The following is a 21,937-nucleotide window of genomic DNA, read 5'->3' as shown; positions in this document are numbered from 1 at the left end:
AATTTATAAGTAAGATTAAGATAAAATACAAGTTTATTTTATAATTTTTTAAGGAAAAATCAAATGAAAAGAACTTATCAGCCACATGGCACTCCAAGAAAACGTACTCATGGTTTTCGTGTTCGTATGAAAACTAAAAATGGTCGCAAGGTGATCAATGCAAGACGCGCTAAAGGTAGAAAAAGACTTGCTGTGTGAAAAATTTTGATAAATTTAGCACAAACGAGGAATTTTCATCTGTATACAAAATAGGTAAAAAATGGCATTGCGAAGGTGTGATTATTTTTTATCTGAATAGTTATGAAAAAAAAATAGCAGTTGTTGCTAGTAAAAAAGTTGGAAAAGCAGTGGTTAGAAATCGTTCAAAACGAATTTTAAGGGCTTTGTTTGCTAAGTTTGAAAGATATCTTCAAGATGGCAAATATATTTTTGTAGCTAAAAATGAAATCACTGAACTTTCTTTTTCTAGGTTAGAAAAAAATCTAAAATGGGGATTGAAAAAACTAGAATGTTTCAAATGATATGCCTAAAAATACTCCGTTTTTATCAGAAATTCTTAAGCCCTTTAAAACCCGCTGCTTGTAGGTATTATCCTAGTTGTTCTGAGTATGCGCTTTGGCAGTTTCAAAAAAAGAATTTTTTTCTAGCTTTTTTTTCTACTTTTTTTAGAATTTTAAGATGCAACCCTTTTTTTAAAGGGGGTTTTGATTATCCTAGAGTTTCTAAAAATTTTTATCCTATAAATTTATGTTTTAAGCCTATATTTTTAGCAGAAAAACAACTTTGTTTTTTATATATACCTTATAAAAATAAAAGTTTTTATCTTATAAAAATCATCTTTAAAAGGACAAATCAGTGAATAATTCAAATAATATTTTTCAGCAAAAGCGTATACTTTTAGCTGTTGTGATTTCTTTTTTATTTTTTGTTGTTTACGATTATTTTTTCATTCCAAAACAACCTTTAAAAATAGAACAAAACATTACACAACAAAATCAACAAAACACAAGCATAAATAACACTCCTAATATACAAAATACCACCACAAATACTCCAAGTGCAGCTTTAGTTTCACAAGATAGTGTGATATCTAAGGTTCAAAGTAAGCATTTTGAAGCACAAATTGACTCTTTTGGTAGAATTTCTGCTTTTTATTTAAAAGATAAAAAATACCAAAATGAGAAAGGAGAATTTATAAATCTTGTTAGCAAGGAAAATAGTCCTTATCCTTTAGAAATGCGTTTTAGTGATCCAAGTATTAACTCAGAGGCTTTTAAAATTCCTTATGTTGCTAACGCTAGCAATCTTTTTGTTGATGAAAATGGAAGTCAAGTTTTAAAACTCACTCAAAATCTTTCTGGATTGAAAATCGAAAAAGATATTACTTTTTATCCAAAAGGAAATTATGAGATAGAAGTTAAACTCAGCAAGAATGCAAATTATTTTATAAGTCCAGGATATCGTCCAAATATTGCCGTAGATAGTTATACAGTTCATGGTGCTTTGGTAATGGATAATAAAGAAACCATCGAAACTTATAAAGATGGAGATGTAGAAAAGGATGAAAGTGCTAATAATGTCGTAATGACTTCGGCTTTTGATAGATACTATGCAACTTTCTTTTATAATTTTGATAAACCTTTAAATGTGGCAATCAGCAAGGATGCTAATCAAAACCCTATAGTTTTTGCTTATAGTGATAATGAATTTAAAGCAGGGGGCTATATAGGCTCTAAAGAACATGTGATTTTAAGAAGTATAGATCCACGCCTTGAAGCAGTTGTTGAATATGGTTGGTTTACTTTTATTGCTAAGCCTATGTTTGAGTTTTTGAATTTCTTGCATCAGTATATAGGAAATTGGGGTTGGGCTATCGTTGTGATGACTTTAATTGTGCGTATTATTTTATTCCCGCTAACTTATAAGTCTATGATTTCTATGAATAAACTTAAAGATCTTGCTCCTAAAATGAAAGATATTAGAGAGCGTTATAAAGGCGATCCACAAAAAATGAATATGCACATGATGGAGCTTTATAAAAAACATGGTGCAAATCCTATGAGTGGTTGTTTGCCTATACTTTTACAAATTCCTATTTTCTTTGCTATTTATCGCGTTTTGCTTAATGCTATTGAGCTAAAAGCAGCTCCTTGGGCGTTTTGGATACATGATTTATCGGTAATGGATCCTTATTTCATTTTGCCTATTTTAATGGGTGCAACGATGTTTTTACAACAACTTATTACACCTATGACTATACAAGATCCTATGCAAGCTAAGATTATGAAATTTTTACCAGTGATTTTTACTTTTTTCTTTATCACTTTCCCAGCAGGACTTACGCTTTATTGGTTTGTAAATAACCTTTGTTCTTTGGTTCAACAATGGGTTATCAATAAAATATTTGCTAAAGAACATCACAAAAAACAAGCGGAGCATGAAAAATGAAAATCGAAGCCATTGATCTTCAAAGTGCCTTAACAGAAGCTTCAAGAAGTTTAGAATGTTCTGTGATGGACTTAGAATATGAGATTATTCAGCATCCAAGAAAAGGTTTTTTTGGATTTGGAAGAAAAAAGGCAATTATAGAGGCTAAAGCAAAAAAAAGGATTTTGAAAAAAAATCCTAAAAAAGAATTTACAAGTTCAAAAAATCACAAACCAGAAACACATGAGCCAAAACAAGAAAACAAGATTGAAACAAAAAATGAAAAAAATAAAAGCCAAAAAGAAAAATATACAGTAAAAAGTGATGAAATTTTTGATAGTTTTCATCGAGAAAGCAAAGGAGTGCGTAATACTCAGGATATTTTAGATGAGATTCGCATTCAGCTTGTAAAACTTTTAGAAAGCTCCCAGTTTAAAATAGAGCTTAGTGAACTTAGAATGTATGATGAAGATTGCGTTTTGATTCGATTGGATGGGGAAGATGCTGCTTTGATGATAGGTAAAGAAGCACATCGTTACAAGGCTATTTCTTATCTTTTACATAATTGGATCAATTTAAAATATAATCTTTTAGTGCGCCTTGAGATCGCTCAATTTTTAGAAAATCAAATTCAAGGTATGCAGCTTTATTTACAAAACGTGATTGAAAAAATTAAAATTCATGGACGCGGACAAACCAAACCTTTAGATGGGGTTTTGATAAAAATCGCTTTAGAGCAGTTAAGAGCTGAATTTCCAGATAAGTATGTAGGAATTAAGCAAAATAATGATCAAAGATTTGTTGTAATAAACGACTTTTTCAAAAAAGATGAGTGATACTATAGCGGCTATTGCCACAGCTCATGGTGTGGGTTCGATTTCTATTGTAAGATTAAGCGGTGAAAGGGCTTTAGAATTTGCCTTAAAGCTTAGCCACAAAACCAAACTTACCCCACGCCATGCTACTTTTACAAAACTTTTTAATCAAAATAATGAAATTATCGATGAAGCTATAATGATATATTTTAAAGCCCCTTATAGTTTTACAGGGGAAGATATAGTAGAGTTTCAAACTCATGGAGGATTTAGTGTGAGTGAAGTTTTACTCGAAGAACTTGTGAGTTTAGGAGCAAGACTTGCTTTAGCAGGGGAATTTAGCAAAAGAGCGTGTTTAAATGGCAAAATGACTCCTTTAAAAGCTTTAAATATACAAGATCTCATACTTTCAAAATCTGCACTTGCAGCTAAAATTATAGCACGCAACATGCAAGGAAACTTAGGAGAACTTTTAGAAAAAATTCGCACAGATTTGGTTAAAACTTTAGCTTTTGTAGAAACTAGTATTGATTATGCTGATGATGATTTACCTTCTGATTTATTAGAACAAATTTCTACTATGTGTGAAGAAAATTCTAAAATTTTAAAAGAAATTTATACGCTTTCTCAAAGCAAAAAAGGACTCATAGAAGGTTTTAAAATCGCTATTGTAGGTAAGCCAAATGTAGGCAAATCTTCGCTTTTAAATGCCTTGCTTTCTTATGAAAGAGCTATTGTTTCAGATATAGCAGGCACCACTCGTGATACTATAGAAGAGAGCTTTAAATTAGGAACGCATTTATTACGCATTATAGATACAGCGGGTATTAGGGAAAGTAAAGATGTTATAGAACAAATCGGCGTAGCTTTAAGTAAAAAAAGTTTAGAAGATGCAGATATTATTTTAGCAGTCTTTGATGCTTCAAGAGTGCAAGATAAAGAAGATGGGAAAATTTTTGAATTGCTAGCAAATACTGATAAAAAAATCTTTTGGATTTTAAATAAAAGTGATTTAGAAAATGTTTTCAAAAATACTCAAAATAAAAATTTTATCAAGCTTAGTGCTCAAAAAGACATCACTTTGTTAAAAGAAGAATTGCAAAATTATCTTAATTCTTTTGATAGTGAAGGTATTATGGTAAGTTCTTTAGATCTTATTAATGCTTGTAAAATTTCAAGTGAAGCGATTTTTAGAGCTAAAGGGCTTTTAGAGGAAAGTTCTTTAGAACTTTTTGCTTTTGAGCTTAATTTAGCGATTAATGAACTTGCAAGATTTACCAAAGATTTTCAAAGAGATGAAATTTTAGACGAAATGTTTGGTAATTTTTGTTTAGGAAAATGAAAGGATAAAAATGAACAAAGAAACCATAAAAGCACATAAAATCAGTGATGAAGAATATGCACAAATTTTAGAAATTTTAGGACGCGAGCCAAATTTATTAGAACTTGGGGTTATTTCTGCGATGTGGAGCGAGCATTGCTCTTATAAATCCAGTAAAAAATATCTTAATGGTTTTCCAACTAAAGCACCTTGGGTGATTCAAGGCCCAGGAGAAAACGCAGGGGTTATTGATATTGGGCAAGGTATGGCAGCAGTTTTTAAGGTAGAAAGTCACAATCATCCTAGCTTTATCGAGCCTTTTGCAGGTGCGGCTACGGGAGTAGGGGGAATTTTGCGTGATGTTTTTACTATGGGTGCAAGAGTGGTTGCAGGGCTAAATTCTTTAAAATTTGGCAATATTCATGATGAAAAATGCGGCAAACATCAAAAATACCTTGTTAAAGGTGTGGTAAATGGAATTTCTCATTATGGAAATTGCATGGGTGTGCCAACTATAGGCGGAGAATGTGCTTTTGATGAGTGTTTTAATGGAAATATCTTAGTTAATGCCTTTGCTTTAGGGGTTTGTAAAAGTGAAGATATCTTTTATGCTAAGGCTGAAGGTGTAGGAAATCCTGTGATTTATGTGGGTTCAAAAACAGGGCGTGATGGACTTGGTGGAGCGGTTATGGCAAGTGATAGCTTCAATGAAGAAAGCAAATCTTTGCGTCCTACAGTGCAAATTGGCGATCCTTTCAGTGAAAAACTTCTTATGGAAGCTTGTTTAGAGCTTTTTAAAACTGATTATATTGTGGGTATTCAAGATATGGGTGCTGCAGGGCTTACTTCAAGTTCTTTTGAAATGGCAGGAAGAAGTGGCAGTGGCATGAAACTTTACTTAGATAAAACTCCTATACGTGAAAGCGGTATGACTCCTTATGAGTTAATGCTTAGCGAGTCTCAAGAAAGAATGCTTATTTGTGCGAAAAAAGGCTATGAAGATAAGGTTATAGAAATTTTCAAAAAATGGGATTTAGATGCTGTGGTTATAGGTGAAGTTACTAATACAGGAAAAATGGAGCTTTTTTGGCATGATGAGCTTGTAGGGCTTATTCCTATCGAGCCTCTAAGTGAAAAAGCGCCGATTTTAAGTCGTCCTATAAGTGAGCCAAAATATTTAAGTGAAATTAAAGATTATAAATTTGAGCTAAAATTAAGCATTCAAGAGCTTTTTATACAAATGCTTCAAAATGAAAATATTAACAACAAAGCTTTTATTTATGATCAATTTGATTCAAGTGTGCAAACCAATACTATAAAAGCTGATGGAAAATTAGGTGCTAGTGTTATTCGTATCAAAGAAAATGGCGCAAGTGTGGCTATGGCTATAGAATGTAACTCACGCTTAAATTATGTAAATCCTAAAATAGGAGCAGCTTTAGCAGTAGCTTCTGCAGGAAGAAAAGTTGCTTGTACGGGGGCTAAACCTTTGGCAATAAGTGATTGTTTAAATTATGGAAATCCGCAAAATCCTGAAGTGATGTGGCAATTCGCACAAGGTTGCGAAGGTATTAAAGAAGCTTGTAAAGAGTTAAATACCCCAGTAGTAAGCGGCAATGTTTCACTTTATAATGAAACTGAAGGAGTAAGTATTTATCCAAGTCCTACTATAGTAAGCGTAGGGGTTTTAGAAGATGCAAATAAAACCTTAAAAGCTAGTTTTGAAAAAGAAAATTTAAGCGTTTATCTTTTGGGTGAAAGTTTAGGAGAATTTGGCGGATCTATGGTAATGAAAATCCAAGATAAAAAAGTATCAGGAAGTCTTAAAGAGCTTGATTATAAAGCTGAACTTGCACTTTGGGATTTGCTTTATAAAGCCAATCAAAATTCTTTACTTGAGTGTGCCAATAGCGTAGGAATAGGGGGTATTGCTATGACTTTGGCAAAAATGTTTGCTATTTCTAGTGTGGGTGTAAATTTAACAAGTGGTTTTGATGATGAAAAAATGATTTTTGATGAGAGTGCAAGTCGTGCTATAGTAGGGCTTAGCAAAGAAAATGAAGAAGCTTTTTTAAATTTAGCCAAAGAATTTGGAGTAAAAGCTTATAAATTAGGTGTGAGTACAAGCCAAAAACATTTTAAACTTGATAACATTGAGTTAAGCAAGGTTGAACTTGACAAGCTTTATTTTGAAAGTTTTAAAGAGCAAATCCAATGATTTTAGTTTTAATTATACTCGTTATTTTGGTGTTTTACTGGTATTATAAAACTTGGGGAAAACAGGATTTTTTAAACTCAGCTACAAGAGGAGCCAAAGGCTTTGCTAAGGGTTTTGCTCGTGGGGTTATGGAAGAAAGAATGGATGAGTTTAAAAGGCGTATGAATTACTATGTTATCGCACTTTTGGCAAAAATTGCAAAAAGTGATGGTAGGGTAAGTGAAAATGAAGCTGAAATGATCAAAGATCTTTTAGATGCAAATGCCAAAGATGAAAAAGAAAGAGCTTTTTTAAAAGCAAGTTTTAATGAACATAAAGAAAATTTAAGTGATGCTTTTTATGTGGCAAAAGATTTTTTAAAAGAAGTGCCTTTGCCTAAAAATGAGCGTTTTAATGTCTTGCGTGTGCTTGTTTTTATGGCTTTAATCGATGCAGATTTTAATGCTAAAAAGCGTGAAATTTTAGAGCAAATCGCTAAAGCCTTTGATATAGCAAAAAGCGAATTAGACGCTTTTATAGCAAGTCTTTCAAATTTAAAAAGTACTAAAAAAGAATTAAGCCTTGATGAAGCTTTTGCTATTTTAGAACTTTCAAATAATGCAGATTTAAATGCAGTAAAAAAACAATACCGCAATTTAGCAAAAAAATATCATCCTGATATTTTAAATGCAAACAATGTTAGTGAAGAAGAGCTTAAAATCGGTGTAGAGAAATTTCAAAAAATCAACGAAGCTTACGAAAAAGTTAAAAAACATTTAGAAAGGTAAAAATGAGAGCATTACTTAGCGTGAGTGATAAAGAAGGCATAGTAGAATTTGGCAAAGAGCTTGAAAATTTAGACTTTGAGATTCTTTCAACAGGCGGGACTTTTAAGCTTTTAAAAGAAAATGGAATAAAAGTTATAGAAGTGAGTGATTTTACAAAGAGTCCTGAGCTTTTTGAAGGGCGTGTGAAGACTTTGCATCCTAAGATTCACGGTGGGATTTTACACAAAAGAAGCGATGAAAATCATATCAAACAAGCAAAAGAAAATGAAATTTTAGGCATTGATCTAGTTTGTGTAAATTTATATCCTTTTAAAAAAACCACTATTATGAGTGATGATTTTGATGAAATTATAGAAAATATCGATATAGGTGGGCCTGCGATGATAAGAAGTGCAGCAAAGAACTATAAAGATGTGATGGTACTTTGCGATCCGCTTGATTATGAAAAAGTGATTGAGACTTTAAAAAAAGGTCAAAATGATGAGAATTTTCGTTTAAATTTGATGATAAAAGCTTATGAGCATACGGCAAATTATGATGCTTATATTGCAAATTATATGAATGAACGCTTTAATGGAGGTTTTGGAGCGAGTAAATTTATAGTAGGGCAAAAAGTATTTGATACAAAATATGGAGAAAATCCACATCAAAAAGGGGCTTTATATGAGTTTGATGCCTTTTTTAGTGCAAATTTCAAAGCCCTTAAAGGCGAAGCAAGTTTTAATAATCTAACCGATATTAACGCAGCTTTAAATTTAGCTAGTAGTTTCGATAAAGCTCCAGCTATTGCTATAGTAAAACATGGAAATCCTTGCGGTTTTGCTATAAAAGAAAATTTAGTACAAAGCTATATACATGCTTTAAAATGCGATAGCGTTAGTGCTTATGGAGGAGTGGTTGCAATCAATGGAACTCTTGATGAGGCTTTAGCAAATAAAATCAATGAAATTTATGTAGAAGTAATCATCGCAGCCAATGTAGATGAAAAAGCTTTAGCTATGTTTGAAGGTAAAAAACGCATTAAAATTTTCACTCAAGAAAGTCCATTTTTAATCCGCAATTTTGATAAATATGATTTTAAACATATTGATGGGGGTTTTGTATATCAAAACAGCGATGAAGTTGGCGAAGATGAGTTTAAAAATGCAAAGCTTATGAGTCAAAGAGAGGCAAGTAAGGAAGAATTAAAAGATCTTGAAATCGCCATGAAAATAGCAGCATTTACCAAATCAAACAATGTTGTTTATGTAAAAAATGGCGCTATGGTGGCTATAGGCATGGGTATGACAAGCAGAATCGATGCAGCAAAGGTAGCAATCGCTAAAGCTAAAGAAATGGGGCTTGATTTGCAAGGTTGCGTTTTAGCAAGTGAAGCCTTTTTTCCTTTTAGAGATAGCATAGATGAAGCAAGTAAAGTAGGGGTTAAAGCTATAGTAGAACCAGGCGGAAGTATAAGGGATGATGAAGTGGTAAAAGCAGCTGATGAGTATGGTATGGCGCTTTATTTCACAGGAGTAAGACATTTCTTACATTAAGTTTAATAGAATGTTATGTTTTTTACACATAATTCAATAAAAATTAAATAAATTATGTGTAAAATATTTCCGAAAAATTTTATTTTTAGGAAACTATGATGTTTAAAACTATAGGATTTAAGGTTTCTGCTGCAATTTTTGTGGTGTTGCTTATAAGTTTTATCGTAATGCAAGTGATTTTAAATTTGGACTTTAAAAATACTGCTAATAAAATGAGCAAGGCAAATTTAAATACCGTAAGTACTTCTGTTTTTCAAACAATGAGAATGGCTATGAATTTAGGAGATCCTGAAAAAATTAAAGAAGCCATTGAAGATGTAAAAAGTATAGAGGGTATTAGTGATATTAAAATTTATCCTTCAAAAGATACTATAGATCTTTTTGAGATGAAAGCCCCTCAAATTTCAAATGATAAGCGTATTATAGAACAATTTTCAAATCCTAAAATTCAAGCTTTGGAAGAAAATATAAATGGTGTTGTGTATTTAAGATTGATACGCCCTTTGATTGCAGATGAAAGTTGTGTTACTTGTCATGAAATGCTAATACAGGAAGTGTGATTGGGGTTATGGATATATTACATTCTTTAGAAGGTGTTTAAAAAGATATAAGCAAAACCGGTCAATCTTATATTATAATATTTACTATTGCTTTGATTTTTACCCTTTGTGGTGGTTCTTTTAATACTTAAAGTTGTTGTTGGAAAGCCCGTTTTAGAGCTTTTAAATCATGCTAAAGAATTAGCTCAAGGAAGCAGCAATTTTAAAAGCTCGTATTTCAGTTAAAGGTCAAGATGAAATTGCTTTAGCTTGTGGATATATCAATCAATTTATCGAAAAAACTCACAAGGCAGTTAGCAGTGCAAGTCATAATTTAAAAAATGTAGAAAAACAAAGCAATCTTTTAAATTCAAATGCTATTTTTTAAGTGATATCAGTTCACAAAGTCATAAGCAAATAGATCAAAGTTTTAAACTTGGTGCAAATGTTGGCAATGAACTTAGAGAACTTGCTAGTTTGTCAAATAAGGCAAATAGTGCCAATGAAAAATCCTTTTTATTATTAGAGCAAATGCTTAAATCTTTGTTTAATGTTGCTAATAAAGTATCAATAGTATCCCAAAATGAAAATGAATTGGCTAAAAAAGTTGAAAACATGGTCAATCAAGCAGGTAATATACAAAAAGCAACTCAAATGATGGATAAGATCGCAGATAAAACAAAATTACCATCCCTAAATGCTGACATAGAAGTAGCTAGGGCTGGTGCATTTGGACTAGGTTTTTCTGTAATTGCTGAGGATGATAGGCAGTTGGCTCAGAACAGTGAAGAATTTTTGGGAAATGTAGCTCAAATTACAAAAGAGCTTTTGCAAAGTATTAATGAGGTTAACGCAGAATTAAAGAAAAATACTCAAAGTATACAAGCTTTAAATGATGACACCGCTTTATTGGTTGATGATGCTAATGAGGTTAAATTATGTAACGAAGATGCTAGGGCTTTGGTAACTCAATGTACTGAAAAAATAAAAATTTCCCAAGAGAATATATAAAATTTACTTTCTCGTATGCAAGAAAATGTTGAAGTAAGTGAAAAGAATGAAGAAATTTCTAAAATTCTACTTCAAGTTGTAGATGAGTTAAAAATAGTGTGTCATAATCTCGAAAGCGAACTTAACCAATTTTAAATTTAAAGGAATAAAATGAAAAAAACGCTTCAAATTGCTTTAGCTGCAACTTTTTTTGCAGGTTGTGCTAGTACTTCTGTTACTTCATCTACTTCTAAAGGTAATAATGAACTTGTACAAAATCAGCTTTTCAAAATAGAAAAAATTATAGTTAATGGTAAAACTTTTGATCCAAAAAACGCAGAGGAAAGTCCAAATATTAGTTTTGAAAATAATAAATTTTATGGTTATTCAGGGTGTAATCGTTTTTTTGGTTCTTACCAAACTAAGGCGGATACTTTGCAAATCGAAGGTGATCGTGTAGCTTCAACTCAAATGCTTTGTCATCCAATGGATGTAATGGATTTTGAAAATTCTTTCCTTTCAAATTTCAAAGGAATTTTTAAAATTTCAAATGAAAATGGAAAACTTGTTTTAAGTAATGATGAAATGAAGATCTTTTTTAAATAATACCCTAAAGCCTCGAAATATCGAGGTAATCTTCTTAAATTTGACAAAAGTCTAAAAAATGATACAATTATAATTTTATTATCAAAAAAGGTAGTTAAATGATAAAATCAATTCCTGAATGGAGTGAGCAAGAATACCTCATGCTTTCTTTACCCCATGAAAAAAGCGATTGGAATCCCTATTTAGAGGAAATTTTGCAAAGTTATAAAGAATTTGTAAAAGCAGTGAGTGAATTTCAAAAAGTTTTACTTATAGCTCCTAAACAGAGTGATTTTGAAAATTTTAAAGATATAAAAAATGTAGAGTATTTTAAATGTGATACCAATGATACTTGGATACGTGATTTTGGAGCTATAGATATAATAGAAAATGGTCGTTTAAAGGCTCTTGATTTTACTTTTAATGCTTGGGGAAATAAATTTCAAAGTGAGCTTGATAATGCTGTAAATTCTAAGCTTTTTAAAGAAAAATTTAAAGAGGAACTTAAAAAGGTTGATTTTATTTTAGAAGGAGGAAGTATTGACTTTAATGGAGAGGATGTGATGCTTACAAGCTCTCATTGTCTTTTAAATGAAAATAGAAATTCTCATCTAAACAAAACCCAAATTGATATAAAATTAAAAGAAATTTTTGGTTTAAAGCAAATTATTTGGCTAGAAAATGGTTTCATAAAAGGTGATGATACAGATCATCATATCGATACCTTAGCAAGATTTATAGATAAAAATACCATAGCACATTGTATTTGTGAAGATGAAGAGGATGAACATTATTTGCCTTTGCAAAAAATGAAAGAAGAGCTTAAAAAAACAGGCTTTGATTTAGTAGAACTTCCTATACCTAATCCTTTATACTATGAAGGAAGAAGATTGGGCGCAACTTATGCGAATTTTGTTTTTATAAATAATGCTTTAATTGTGCCTTTTTATAAGGATAAAAATGATGAAATCATAGCTAAAAGACTTTCTAAAGCTTTACCTAGTCATAAAATTATAGGAGTAGATGCAAGAGTGTTTTTACGACAAAACGGTTCTTTGCATTGTTCTTGTCAAAATCGTTTCAAAGGTTTAAGATGAGTTTGCAAAAAAAAGCAACTCTTGTAGCAAGTTTATGTGCCATTGTTTTAGCCTTGGTTAAATTTATAGTAGGCTTAACAAGTGGTTCTGTTGCAGTACTTTCAAGTGCGATTGATTCTTTAATGGATTTTGCTATTTCTGCTTTTAATTTTTTGGCTCTTAAAAAAAGCTCACAAAAGGCGAATGAAAATTATAATTTTGGTTTTTCTAAAATTGAAGCTTTAATGGGTTTGTTAGAAGGTGTTTTTATAGTTGGCGTGGGGATTTTTATTTTTTATGAGAGTATTTTAAAGATTTATTATAAAGAAGAAATTAAAGATTTAAATTCAAGCATCTATGTGATGATTTTTACTTTAATTATGACTTTTTTTCTTGTACTTTTTTTAAATTATGTAGCTAAAAAAACCAAAAGTTTGATTATAGAAAGTGATGCTTTGCATTACAAAACAGATTGCTTAACCAATGCTTGTACTTTAGGGGCTTTGGTTTTGATTTATTTTACAAATTTACATATTATTGATGCTATTTTTGGGATAGTGATCAGTCTTTATACGGCATTTTCTGCTTTTAAAATCATTAAAAAAGCTTTAGCTTTTTTAATGGATGAGGCTTTACCTAAGGAACAAGTGGATAAAATTTGTACTTTGATTTCTAATAATCCTGAAATAATTTCCTATCATGAATTAAAGACGCGTAAAACTCCAAGTTGTAATTATTTAAGCGTGCATTTGGTTTTTTGCCCTATAATTTCGCTTTTAAATGCGCATAAAATTTCAGATGAAATAGAAGAAGGTGTGCGTAAGATGTTTGAAAATGAAAAATGGGATATACAAATTCATTTAGATCCTTATGATGATGCAGAACAAGAAAGGCAAAGACAATGAAAATCGCTTTAATACAACAAAAATTTCATTTAAATAAAGAACAAACTATAAAAAAAACTTGCGAATTTATAGAAGAAGCCTCTAAACAAGGAGCTGAGCTTGTTTGCTTAGGAGAACTTCATCAAAGTGAGTATTTTTGTCAAAGTGAAAATGTGGATTTTTTTGACTATGCTAATGATTATGAAAAAGATGTGAAATTTTGGGCAAATATAGCTAGAAAAAATCAAATAGTGCTTATTGCTTCATTGTTTGAAAAACGAAGTGCCGGACTTTATCATAATACTGCAGTGGTTTTTGAAAAAGATGGTTCTATAGCAGGCAAATATCGCAAAATGCACATACCCGATGATCCTTGTTTTTATGAAAAATTTTATTTTACTCCTGGAGATTTGGGTTTTGAACCTATAAATACAAGTTTAGGTAAGCTTGGAGTGCTTATTTGTTGGGATCAGTGGTATCCTGAAGCAGCAAGAATTATGGCTTTAAAAGGAGCTGAGATTCTTATTTATCCCACGGCAATTGGTTGGTTTGATAAGGATAAAGATGAAGAAAAACAAAGACAGCTCAATGCTTGGCTTGGCGTACAAAAAGGACATGCTATAGCTAATGGTTTATATGTAGTAGCTATCAATAGAGTAGGTTTTGAAAAAGATGTAAGCGGGGTAGAAGAGGGCATTAGATTTTGGGGAAATTCTTTTGTTTTTGGCCCTCAAGGTGAAGAACTTTGTCTTTTAGATTCTCAAAACGAATGTGTAAAAATCATAGAAATAGATAAAAAAAGAAGTGAAAATGTGCGTCGTTGGTGGCCTTTTTTGCGAGATAGACGCATAGAATATTTTACAGATTTAACTAAAAGATTTATTGATTAAATCAATAAATCTTATTTGTTTTGTATATTTTCAAGATAGCTTTTTATTTGCTCTTTTTCTTGTTCGTTTAAATTTATAAAACTTATTTCTTTAAGTCTTGATAAAAGCAAATTATCTTCTAAAATTTCATTTTTTCCTATTTCTAAAGAAGTGATGACGCTAGAACTTATGAGAAGTCTTTGGGTTGCATCTTTTCTTAAGCCCCATATATTATGTATGGCAATATTATTATCTGTAATTTGCCCTGCATAAAGCATAATATGTCCAGGTAAATAAAGTAAACTAAGATAAGCTTTCCCAAAGCGGTTTAAAAAATCTTTTTTTTGAGAATTACTAAGAGTGCTTATATCAAAATGATTAAAAGAATTTTTTTGTGCAGCTGAATTTCTTGGTAGATAAAGTCCAAAAGCTGAAAAGATATCACGAGTTAGTAAAGAACAATCTCTTTCAAAATTATAACCGCCCCAGCCATAAGGCAAATTTAAAACTTGTGAAAGTTGATTTTTTAAATTTTTATCATTGAATTGTAAAGGAAATTTAGATACATCTTTTTTAGAAATTTTATATTTTTTAGAACCTATTTTTCCATAAAAATAGTTTTTATCTTCTTTGTAGTAAGGATAGATAGCACCAATTCTACTTTCAAATAAAAATTTACCATCCTCGCTATAGATAGCAAATTTTTCTTTTAGTGGTGTGATAAAGTTGAGATTTTCATAGATTTTCGCTCTATCGTTTGAGAAAAATTCCAAATTTTTACTTTCAACAAATCCAAATCCAGCTTCACCTAAAACAAAAGCATAACGCTTATCTTTACTAAAATGTGAAATTAAGACAGGGGCTCCAGTATTTAAAATGCCATCGCTTGCATAGTCAAAAGGAATTCCTTCATTTTCAAAAAAAGGATTTTTTAAGATAGCTCTTTGGGTTGGAAGATTTTTAATGATTGTATTTTGGATAATTAAAGCTTTTTGATTAAGTTTACCGAATTCTTGGATATTTGCGTTATTTATAGCGTTTTTAAACCATGAAAGTGGAATAATTTGTTTATTGAAAAAATAATAAGTATTTTTTGAATTTAAATATAAAGGAAAGGACCAAAAAATATTTTGTCCTTTGTAATTTTTAAATGAATCATGCCAAGGGTTAAAGAAATATTTTTTATATCGTTTTGCATCAAAATTAATATCGTAAGCAAATTGTGGCAAAATGTTTACATTTTGTTCGTATTCAAGTTTTGCATAATGTTGATTTTCATTTTTTTGTTCTAAATTTTCACGATGAAGTGAAGTTAAATTTTTTGTTGAACAAGCTGTTAAAAATAGCACTATAAAAGTAAAATATAAACAAGATTTCATAATCAACCTTTTAGAAAAAATAGTTATAATTAAAGCCAAGGAAATATAATGTTTGATAAACTAGAAAAAATTTTAGCTTATGATAATGTTTTTTTAAGTGGTGGTGCTGGAGTTGGTAAAAGCTTTTTGACAAATGAGCTTATCAAATCTTATAGAAAACAAAAAAAAATAGCCATAGCTCTTGGTTCTAGTGCTCTATCGGCGTTTAATATAGGCGGTGTTACTTTACACAGCTTTTTTTGTTTAGGGTATTGTGATGATATGATGAAATTAAGTGTATTGGATCGCAATCAAAAACAAAAAGAAAAATTAACAAAACTTAAAGAGCTTTTAAAAACGATTGAGCTTATTATTATCGATGAAATTTCCATGGTTAGTGCAAATGTTTTTGAAATGATAGGCTTTAGACTTAAAAATTCTCAATTTAATGGAAAAATTTTAGTTGTTGGAGATTTTTTTCAACTGCCTCCAGTAATTAAAGAAAAAAAAGAAACTTTATTTAACCATTCTTATTATGCTTTTTCTTCATTTTTTTGGCAAGATTTAAATTTTAAGAATATTAAACTTTCTCAACCTAAAAGAACGCAAAATATGGAATTTTATAACCATTTATCTTTGATTAGACAAGGTTTTTTAGATGAAAAAATTTTAAGCTTTTTTGAATCTTTGCGAATTGATTATAAAGAATTAGAAAATTTAGAAGATGATTATACTTTACTTTGTGGTATCAATAAAAAAGTAAACAATATCAATCAAGAAAAATTAAGCAAACTTGAGACCCCGCTTGTATGCTTTAAGGCTCAGGTTAAAAAAGAAGATAAGAGAATAAAAGATGAAGAGCTTGATTCTTGGATTAGAAGCTTAAATATATTGGAAGAATTAAATATTAAAATAGGCGCTCGTATTATTTTTTGCGTAAATAATTGGGATAAGAATTATTATAATGGAGAGCAAGGCATTATAGAAGATATTCTTTATGAAGAGGAGAAAATTTATATTAGCATTATTAAAAATAATGGGATGAAAATTTTACTTGAACCTTATACTTTTTTCATGGAAGAACTTGAGCAATCAGGTAAAGATTTTGTTGTTAATATTCTCGCAAGTGTTACACAGTTTCCTATTAAATTAGCTTATGCTATTACTATACACAAATCACAAGGTATGAGTATTGAAAAATTAGTGTGTGATATTGATCATATTTTTGAAAATGGACAGCTTTATGTCGCTCTTTCTCGCGCTACAAACCCAAATACTTTAAAAATTTATTCTACAAAAAAGATAAATTTTGGATTTTATTTTGCTAATATTTTAAAAATAGATTCTAATGTGATTGAATTTTATAAAAAACATAATTTTTTAGATCTCGAAATACAAGAACAAATCATTTAAAGGCATTAAATGAAAAAAATATTTTTAAGTGTTTTTTTGGTTTTGAGTTTAAATGCTCAAAATCTTGAAATAGATAAAATAAGAACAGATTTGTATTCTAAAAGTGGAGCAAATGTTCTTAAAAAAGTTGAAATTTCTTTGGAATTTGATGGGAATAATTTAAAAGAAAATGAAAATAAGTTAATTGATGCTGTAAATACAGTAATTTCAGGGTTTTTTTATGAAGATATTTTTACAGAAATTGGAAAAAATAATTTTAAAAAAACTTTAGAAAAATTTTTAGATAAGAAATATAAGATTAAACTAGATGATATATATATCATATCTTTAAGTGGAGTGGAAAAATTTGATTTAGAGGAGTTTAAACGCTTTTTAGAAAGTACTGAGGCTAAAGAGAAGGGTATGGGTAGCGAGGTAAAAAAAGCACTTGAAAACTTAGAAGTTCCTAAAACTCAAGTTCCTAGTGTTGAAAAGATCCCAACTCCTAGTGTTCCAAATTTAGAAGTCAAGCAAGTTGAACAGCTTTTCAAAGATCCAGATGAAGAAAATAAAAATGACAATGGAGAAATCAATATAGATAATTTAAATACACCTAAAATGACTCCAGATATAGAAGAAAAAATTAAAAGAGATTTAATCGCCAATCCTCCACAAATATTCAAAGAAAATAACGCAAGCAAGCCTTATCATTTGCCACAAACAGGCTATGATATAAAGCTTGATGAGAATTCAACGCAAAATTAGCGAACTATATCATAATTTTGCGGAATTTTTGCTTTAAAAACATCGGAATTAATTTTTGGATTTTTAATTTGATTGTTTAGATTGATTATAACATCATTTTCAAATTCATCTTTATAGGATATGCTTTGAATTTGCTCTTGATTGAGTTTAATTGTATAATTTATATTATCATATTTTGCTACAAGTTTATCTTTGTCTATAAGACTTGCTTTTTTGAAAATTTCATTAAGATTTGGAATGTTATCAAGATGAGAGAAAATGACTTGTTCTAGATCGTGCTCTACTATGGTTACTTGATTTTTGTTGATATAAATCTCTTTTTTACTAGGAGTATCATAACTCCAATATGCTTGATCTTTACTCAGTATAAAATGCCCAGAATAAGAAAGTGTAGAGTTTTTGGATTTCACTATTTGGGTAAAATTGCTTGAAAAGGTATTAAAATTAAGATCAAGGGCAAAAAGTTGTCCTATAAAAATAAAAAATATCAAGAATGTTTTTTTCATTTATTTTCCTTAAAAAAATATATTTTTTATGTCATTCTAGCTAATTTTAATTAAATAATCGTTATAATGATAGTTTGAAAAATTTATAAAGGTTTAGAAATGTTTTTAAATGCTTTAAAAGCCGTGTTTGGCACAAAAAATGATCGTGAAGTTAAGAAATATTTCAAGCGTGTAGCACAAATCAATGCTTTAGAAGGCAACTATCAAAATTTAAGCGATGATGAATTAAAAGCTGAATTTGCAAAATTTAAAGAGCAAATTTTAAGCGGAGAAAAAAACGAAAATGATGTTTTAAATGATGTTTTTGCTATAGTCAGAGAGACAGGTAAGAGAACTTTAAATATGCGTCATTTTGATGTGCAGTTAATCGGTGGTATGGTTTTGCACGATGGAAAAATCGCAGAAATGAAAACAGGAGAAGGTAAAACTCTTGTAGCAACCTTACCTGTTGTTTTAAATGCCATGAGTGGCAAAGGCGTACATGTCGTTACAGTAAATGATTATCTAGCCAAAAGAGATGCTGAGCAAATGAGTGCGATTTATAATTTTTTAGGTTTTAGTGTTGGCGTGGTGCTTTCTTCTCAAAATAGTGATATAGAACACAAGCAAGCTTATGATTGTGATATTACTTATGGAACCAATAATGAGTTTGGTTTTGATTATTTGCGTGATAATATGAAATTTTCAAAAGCTGAAAAAGTTCAAAGAGAGCATAATTTTGTTATCGTAGATGAAGTAGATAGTATTTTAATTGATGAGGCAAGAACTCCGCTTATTATCAGTGGTCCTACAAATCGTACTTTAGATGGTTATATTAAAGCCAATGAAGTAGCTAAACAAATGCAAAAAGGTGAAGCAGTTTTACCCCCTGCAAAACCTGAGGGTGATTTTGTAGTAGATGAGAAAAATCGTAATATTTTAATTACAGAAGCAGGTATTGCTAAGGCTGAAAAGCTTTTTGGCGTAGAAAATTTATACAGTCTTGATAATGCTATCTTAGCTCATCAGCTTGATCAAGCCTTAAAAGCACATAATCTTTTTGAAAAAGATGTGCATTATGTTTTAAGAAATAATGAAGTTATCATCGTTGACGAATTTACAGGGCGTTTAAGCGAAGGACGTCGTTTTAGCGAAGGATTGCATCAAGCTTTAGAAGCTAAAGAAAATGTAAAAATTCAAGAAGAAAGCCAAACTCTAGCAGATATTACTTTTCAAAATTATTTTAGAATGTACAATAAACTTGCAGGTATGACAGGAACTGCACAAACAGAAGCGACTGAATTTTCTCAAATTTATAGTTTAGATGTTATTTCTATACCGACAAATATTCCTATTAAAAGACAAGATAAAGATGATCTTATCTATAAAACTCAAAATGAAAAATTCAAAGCTGTAATTGAAGAGATTAAAAAAGCCAATGCTAAAGGTCAGCCTGTACTTGTAGGAACCGCAAGTATAGAGCGCAGTGAAGTTTTTCACAATATGCTTGTAAAAGAGAAAATCCCTCATCATGTTTTAAATGCTAAAAATCACGAGCAAGAAGCTTTGATTATCCAAGATGCAGGTAAAAAAGGTGCTGTAACTATCGCTACAAATATGGCAGGTCGTGGTGTGGATATAAAAATCGATGATGAGATTAGGGCTTTGGGTGGGCTTTATATCATCGGTACAGAAAGACATGAAAGCCGCCGTATTGATAATCAACTTCGTGGTCGTGCAGGAAGGCAGGGTGATCCTGGAATAAGTCGTTTTTATCTAAGTTTAGAAGATAATCTTTTAAGAATTTTTGGTGGGGATCGTATTAAAAGTATTATGGATCGCTTGGGCATAGAAGAGGGCGAAAGCATAGAGTCAAGAATCGTTACAAGAGCGGTTGAAAATGCGCAAAAAAAAGTTGAAAGCTTGCATTTTGAAAGCAGAAAGCATTTGTTAGAATACGATGATGTAGCAAATGAACAAAGAAAAACTATTTATCGTTATCGTAATGAGCTTTTAGATGAAAACTATGATATTAGAGCTAAAATTTCTCAAAATATCGCTGAATATAGCGCAAATGTAATGAATGATTATATGCTTGACGAAAGCGGTTCTAATGTAAATTTTGAAAATTTGAAAGCAAAAATTTTGTATGAATGTTCAACTCAGATTAGTGAAAAAGATTTTGAGAATTTAAGCGTCATTGAAATGCAAGACAAGCTAAGTCAAATTCTTGAAAATTCTTATAATGAAAAGATGTTAAGACTTGAGATTAAAGAATTGCGTAATATAGAGCGTATTTTATATTTGCAAGTTTTGGATAATGCTTGGAGAGAGCATTTGTATCAAATGGATATTTTAAAAACAGGAATAGGACTTCGTGGATACAATCAAAAAGATCCTCTTGTGGAATATAAGAAAGAAAGTTATAATCTTTTCTTGGAGTTGGTCAATCGTATTAAATTTGATAGTATTAAACTACTTTTTAGCGTGCAATTTAATCAAGAAGAGGCGCAAAATTTAGAAAATAAAGCCAATGAAGAAAATGAAAAGCTACTTCAAAGCTCAGTAGAAATGGGCGCAAGCGAAGATAATCTTGGCGAAGCTGAATTTAAAAAAGTTCCACGCAATGCTCCTTGTCCTTGCGGAAGTGGAAAAAAATTTAAAGAATGCCATGGAAAAAGTGGTCCTAAGCAAGGAATTTTAGCTTGAATAAAAGCGTTTTAAAATATTTACTTTTTAAGTATTTAAGATTTGATAAAGAGCAACCCTTTATCAATCTTTCTATGCTTTTGGCCTTTTTAGGAGTTTGTGTAGGACTTTGCGTTTTGCTTGTAGCTATGGCAATTATGAATGGTTTTGATAAAGAATTTGAAAAACGCTTTTTTGTGATGAATTATCCTATTACTATTTTGCCTAAATTCTACGCTCCTGTAAATGATGAATTTATAGATGAGTTAAGAAAAACATTTCCAAATTTGTTATTTAGCCCTTATTTAAGCACTCAAGTTGTTGTAAAGGGAGATAATCGTTTTGAAGGTGGTGTGCTTTTTGGCGTTAATTTTAATGATGAAAAAAAAATAAACGAAGTGGTTGCTAAAGCTTTAAAGGATGAGAATTTAAGTGGTTTTGATATACTTGTAGGATCAGCACTTACTGATGAATTTGGTTTGCATAAAAATGACAAACTTTCACTTATTTTTTCAAATCTTAATCCTAGTGGATTTTCTTTAGTACCGCAAACTAAACGTTTTGATGTTAAAGCGCGTTTTACTTCAGGGCTTGCATTTTATGATAAAGCTTATATGTACACAGATGTTGATGCATTGAAAAAAGTACTTGGAATACCTAAAAATCCAAATTATGATGGAATTCATGTATATAGCGATAATGCTTTTAAGGATGTTGAAAAAATTAAATCTTATTTAAAAGATGATTATGCTGTGGTGGGTTGGTGGGAGCAAAATAAAAATTTTTTTTCAGCCTTAGAACTTGAAAAAAGAGCGCTTTTTATAGTGTTGATGCTTATTATTTTGGTTGCAAGTTTAAATATAGTAAGTTCTTTATTGATGATAGTAATGAATCGTCGCAGTGAAATAGCACTTTTACTTGCTCTAGGTGCAAGCAAAAATGAGGTAAAAAAGAGTTTTTTTGCCTTAGGTATGCTTATTGGTGGTGGTGGTATGATAGTGGGTGTGGTACTTGCATTTTTTGCTTTATGGCTTTTGGGAAATTTTGATATTGTAACTTTACCTGTTGATGTTTATGGAACCAGTAAATTACCACTTGATTTGTCTTTAATGGATTTTTCTTTAACCATTGTGGGTGCTTTAATAATCATAGCTTTATCATCTTTTTATCCTGCAAAAAAAGCAACTCAAATTAATATTTTAGATACTTTAAGAAATGAATAA

22 protein-coding genes are annotated in these 21,937 nt (G+C 30.5%); 20 read left to right on the top strand and 2 right to left on the bottom strand.

Going from position 1 to position 21,937, the window contains the following annotated elements:
* Nucleotides 1-63 precede the first annotated feature (63 nt).
* The 16 genes from rpmH (at nucleotide 64) to FBE96_RS04650 (ending at nucleotide 14,047) form a co-directional block, all read left to right on the top strand.
* Nucleotides 64-198, top strand: coding sequence for a 50S ribosomal protein L34 (rpmH, locus tag FBE96_RS04725; protein WP_002776864.1), 135 nt, complete (start codon nucleotides 64-66; stop codon nucleotides 196-198).
* Nucleotides 195-521, top strand: coding sequence for a ribonuclease P protein component (gene rnpA, locus FBE96_RS04720; protein WP_002860715.1), 327 nt, complete (start codon nucleotides 195-197; stop codon nucleotides 519-521). The genes rpmH and rnpA overlap by 4 nt, the downstream gene beginning before the upstream one ends.
* Nucleotides 518-859, top strand: a complete 342-nt coding sequence (gene yidD, locus FBE96_RS04715) for a membrane protein insertion efficiency factor YidD (protein WP_002853395.1) — start codon at nucleotides 518-520, stop codon at nucleotides 857-859. Before rnpA ends, yidD begins: the two co-directional genes overlap by 4 nt.
* Nucleotides 856-2,448 (top strand): membrane protein insertase YidC, encoded by a 1,593-nt coding sequence (gene yidC / locus FBE96_RS04710; protein WP_002867428.1) that lies wholly within the window; start codon nucleotides 856-858, stop codon nucleotides 2,446-2,448. Before yidD ends, yidC begins: the two co-directional genes overlap by 4 nt.
* Nucleotides 2,445-3,263 (top strand): Jag N-terminal domain-containing protein, encoded by an 819-nt coding sequence (locus FBE96_RS04705; protein WP_002859220.1) that lies wholly within the window; start codon nucleotides 2,445-2,447, stop codon nucleotides 3,261-3,263. Before yidC ends, FBE96_RS04705 begins: the two co-directional genes overlap by 4 nt.
* Complete coding sequence (gene mnmE / locus FBE96_RS04700; RefSeq protein ID WP_002868328.1) at nucleotides 3,256-4,584, top strand: tRNA uridine-5-carboxymethylaminomethyl(34) synthesis GTPase MnmE; 1,329 nt, start codon at nucleotides 3,256-3,258, stop codon at nucleotides 4,582-4,584. Before FBE96_RS04705 ends, mnmE begins: the two co-directional genes overlap by 8 nt.
* A gap of 10 nt (nucleotides 4,585-4,594) precedes the next feature.
* Nucleotides 4,595-6,781 carry a phosphoribosylformylglycinamidine synthase subunit PurL gene (gene purL, locus FBE96_RS04695; protein WP_002875432.1) on the top strand — a complete coding sequence of 729 codons (2,187 nt, stop codon included), beginning with the start codon at nucleotides 4,595-4,597 and terminating at the stop codon, nucleotides 6,779-6,781.
* Nucleotides 6,778-7,548, top strand: coding sequence for a DnaJ family molecular chaperone (locus tag FBE96_RS04690; RefSeq protein WP_002906808.1), 771 nt, complete (start codon nucleotides 6,778-6,780; stop codon nucleotides 7,546-7,548). The genes purL and FBE96_RS04690 overlap by 4 nt, the downstream gene beginning before the upstream one ends.
* 2 nt (nucleotides 7,549-7,550) lie before the next feature.
* A complete protein-coding gene (gene purH, locus FBE96_RS04685) occupies nucleotides 7,551-9,083 on the top strand; it encodes a bifunctional phosphoribosylaminoimidazolecarboxamide formyltransferase/IMP cyclohydrolase (protein WP_002867431.1) in 1,533 nt (510 codons plus the stop codon).
* Between the two features lie 98 nt (nucleotides 9,084-9,181).
* The gene (locus FBE96_RS08770; RefSeq protein WP_002867432.1) at nucleotides 9,182-9,643 is read left to right on the top strand and encodes a membrane protein; all 462 of its coding nucleotides are present in this window, start codon (nucleotides 9,182-9,184) and stop codon (nucleotides 9,641-9,643) included.
* Nucleotides 9,644-10,099: 456 nt separating this feature from the next.
* Entirely contained in the window at nucleotides 10,100-10,633 is a 534-nt protein-coding gene (locus FBE96_RS08765) for a methyl-accepting chemotaxis protein (RefSeq protein WP_002867433.1), read from the top strand.
* Nucleotides 10,634-10,648: 15 nt separating this feature from the next.
* Nucleotides 10,649-10,768, top strand: a complete 120-nt coding sequence (locus tag FBE96_RS08760) for a hypothetical protein (protein ID WP_002886201.1) — start codon at nucleotides 10,649-10,651, stop codon at nucleotides 10,766-10,768.
* Between the two features lie 15 nt (nucleotides 10,769-10,783).
* Nucleotides 10,784-11,218 (top strand): META domain-containing protein, encoded by a 435-nt coding sequence (locus FBE96_RS04665; protein WP_002860707.1) that lies wholly within the window; start codon nucleotides 10,784-10,786, stop codon nucleotides 11,216-11,218.
* A 98-nt stretch (nucleotides 11,219-11,316) separates the two neighbouring features.
* Nucleotides 11,317-12,294 (top strand): agmatine deiminase family protein, encoded by a 978-nt coding sequence (locus tag FBE96_RS04660; protein ID WP_002871738.1) that lies wholly within the window; start codon nucleotides 11,317-11,319, stop codon nucleotides 12,292-12,294.
* Entirely contained in the window at nucleotides 12,291-13,178 is an 888-nt protein-coding gene (locus FBE96_RS04655) for a cation diffusion facilitator family transporter (protein WP_002871737.1), read from the top strand. The genes FBE96_RS04660 and FBE96_RS04655 overlap by 4 nt, the downstream gene beginning before the upstream one ends.
* Nucleotides 13,175-14,047, top strand: coding sequence for an N-carbamoylputrescine amidohydrolase (locus FBE96_RS04650; RefSeq protein WP_002853261.1), 873 nt, complete (start codon nucleotides 13,175-13,177; stop codon nucleotides 14,045-14,047). The genes FBE96_RS04655 and FBE96_RS04650 overlap by 4 nt, the downstream gene beginning before the upstream one ends.
* An 11-nt stretch (nucleotides 14,048-14,058) precedes the next feature.
* On the opposite strand, the gene FBE96_RS04645 is transcribed toward FBE96_RS04650, so the two are convergent.
* On the bottom strand, nucleotides 14,059-15,405 hold the full coding sequence (locus tag FBE96_RS04645; protein WP_002868323.1) for an SH3 domain-containing C40 family peptidase: 1,347 nt from the start codon (nucleotides 15,403-15,405) through the stop codon (nucleotides 14,059-14,061).
* A gap of 48 nt (nucleotides 15,406-15,453) precedes the next feature.
* Between FBE96_RS04645 and pif1 the strand changes: the two genes are divergently transcribed.
* Both pif1 and FBE96_RS04635 read left to right on the top strand, forming a co-directional pair.
* A complete protein-coding gene (gene pif1 / locus FBE96_RS04640; RefSeq protein WP_002906054.1) occupies nucleotides 15,454-16,797 on the top strand; it encodes an ATP-dependent DNA helicase Pif1 in 1,344 nt (447 codons plus the stop codon).
* 9 nt (nucleotides 16,798-16,806) lie between these two features.
* A complete protein-coding gene (locus tag FBE96_RS04635; protein WP_002853278.1) occupies nucleotides 16,807-17,541 on the top strand; it encodes a hypothetical protein in 735 nt (244 codons plus the stop codon).
* On the opposite strand, the gene lolA is transcribed toward FBE96_RS04635, so the two are convergent.
* Nucleotides 17,538-18,047: a LolA-like outer membrane lipoprotein chaperone gene (lolA, locus tag FBE96_RS04630; RefSeq protein WP_002853302.1), complete on the bottom strand. Its 510-nt coding sequence runs from the start codon at nucleotides 18,045-18,047 to the stop codon at nucleotides 17,538-17,540. The two genes, FBE96_RS04635 and lolA, sit on opposite strands and share 4 nt — an antisense overlap.
* Before the next feature lie 99 nt (nucleotides 18,048-18,146).
* Here lolA and secA point away from each other — a divergent pair, with 99 nt between their 5' ends.
* Together secA and FBE96_RS04620 are read left to right on the top strand one after the other, a co-directional pair.
* On the top strand, nucleotides 18,147-20,735 hold the full coding sequence (gene secA, locus FBE96_RS04625; protein WP_002858134.1) for a preprotein translocase subunit SecA: 2,589 nt from the start codon (nucleotides 18,147-18,149) through the stop codon (nucleotides 20,733-20,735).
* On the top strand, nucleotides 20,732-21,937 hold the full coding sequence (locus FBE96_RS04620; protein WP_002853329.1) for an ABC transporter permease: 1,206 nt from the start codon (nucleotides 20,732-20,734) through the stop codon (nucleotides 21,935-21,937). Before secA ends, FBE96_RS04620 begins: the two co-directional genes overlap by 4 nt.

The organism is Campylobacter sp. CFSAN093241, from assembly GCF_012889595.1.
GTDB classification, from domain to species: Bacteria; Campylobacterota; Campylobacteria; order Campylobacterales; family Campylobacteraceae; genus Campylobacter_D; species Campylobacter_D jejuni.
The sequence above is the reverse complement of the archived record's forward strand: the minus strand, read 5'-3'. Positions and strand labels throughout refer to the sequence as shown.

Coding starts and splice junctions, on each gene's coding strand:
- FBE96_RS04655 (WP_002871737.1), top strand. CDS start 12,291: ATGAGTTTGCAAAAAAAAGCAACTCTTGTAGCAAGTTTATGTGCCATT.
- FBE96_RS04635 (WP_002853278.1), top strand. CDS start 16,807: ATGAAAAAAATATTTTTAAGTGTTTTTTTGGTTTTGAGTTTAAATGCT.
- rpmH (WP_002776864.1), top strand. CDS start 64: ATGAAAAGAACTTATCAGCCACATGGCACTCCAAGAAAACGTACTCAT.
- FBE96_RS08760 (WP_002886201.1), top strand. CDS start 10,649: ATGCAAGAAAATGTTGAAGTAAGTGAAAAGAATGAAGAAATTTCTAAA.
- FBE96_RS04665 (WP_002860707.1), top strand. CDS start 10,784: ATGAAAAAAACGCTTCAAATTGCTTTAGCTGCAACTTTTTTTGCAGGT.
- mnmE (WP_002868328.1), top strand. CDS start 3,256: ATGAGTGATACTATAGCGGCTATTGCCACAGCTCATGGTGTGGGTTCG.
- FBE96_RS04650 (WP_002853261.1), top strand. CDS start 13,175: ATGAAAATCGCTTTAATACAACAAAAATTTCATTTAAATAAAGAACAA.
- FBE96_RS04660 (WP_002871738.1), top strand. CDS start 11,317: ATGATAAAATCAATTCCTGAATGGAGTGAGCAAGAATACCTCATGCTT.
- lolA (WP_002853302.1), bottom strand. CDS start 18,047: ATGAAAAAAACATTCTTGATATTTTTTATTTTTATAGGACAACTTTTT.
- pif1 (WP_002906054.1), top strand. CDS start 15,454: ATGTTTGATAAACTAGAAAAAATTTTAGCTTATGATAATGTTTTTTTA.
- FBE96_RS04705 (WP_002859220.1), top strand. CDS start 2,445: ATGAAAATCGAAGCCATTGATCTTCAAAGTGCCTTAACAGAAGCTTCA.
- purH (WP_002867431.1), top strand. CDS start 7,551: ATGAGAGCATTACTTAGCGTGAGTGATAAAGAAGGCATAGTAGAATTT.
- FBE96_RS08770 (WP_002867432.1), top strand. CDS start 9,182: ATGTTTAAAACTATAGGATTTAAGGTTTCTGCTGCAATTTTTGTGGTG.
- FBE96_RS04690 (WP_002906808.1), top strand. CDS start 6,778: ATGATTTTAGTTTTAATTATACTCGTTATTTTGGTGTTTTACTGGTAT.
- yidD (WP_002853395.1), top strand. CDS start 518: ATGATATGCCTAAAAATACTCCGTTTTTATCAGAAATTCTTAAGCCCT.
- FBE96_RS04645 (WP_002868323.1), bottom strand. CDS start 15,405: ATGAAATCTTGTTTATATTTTACTTTTATAGTGCTATTTTTAACAGCT.
- purL (WP_002875432.1), top strand. CDS start 4,595: ATGAACAAAGAAACCATAAAAGCACATAAAATCAGTGATGAAGAATAT.
- secA (WP_002858134.1), top strand. CDS start 18,147: ATGTTTTTAAATGCTTTAAAAGCCGTGTTTGGCACAAAAAATGATCGT.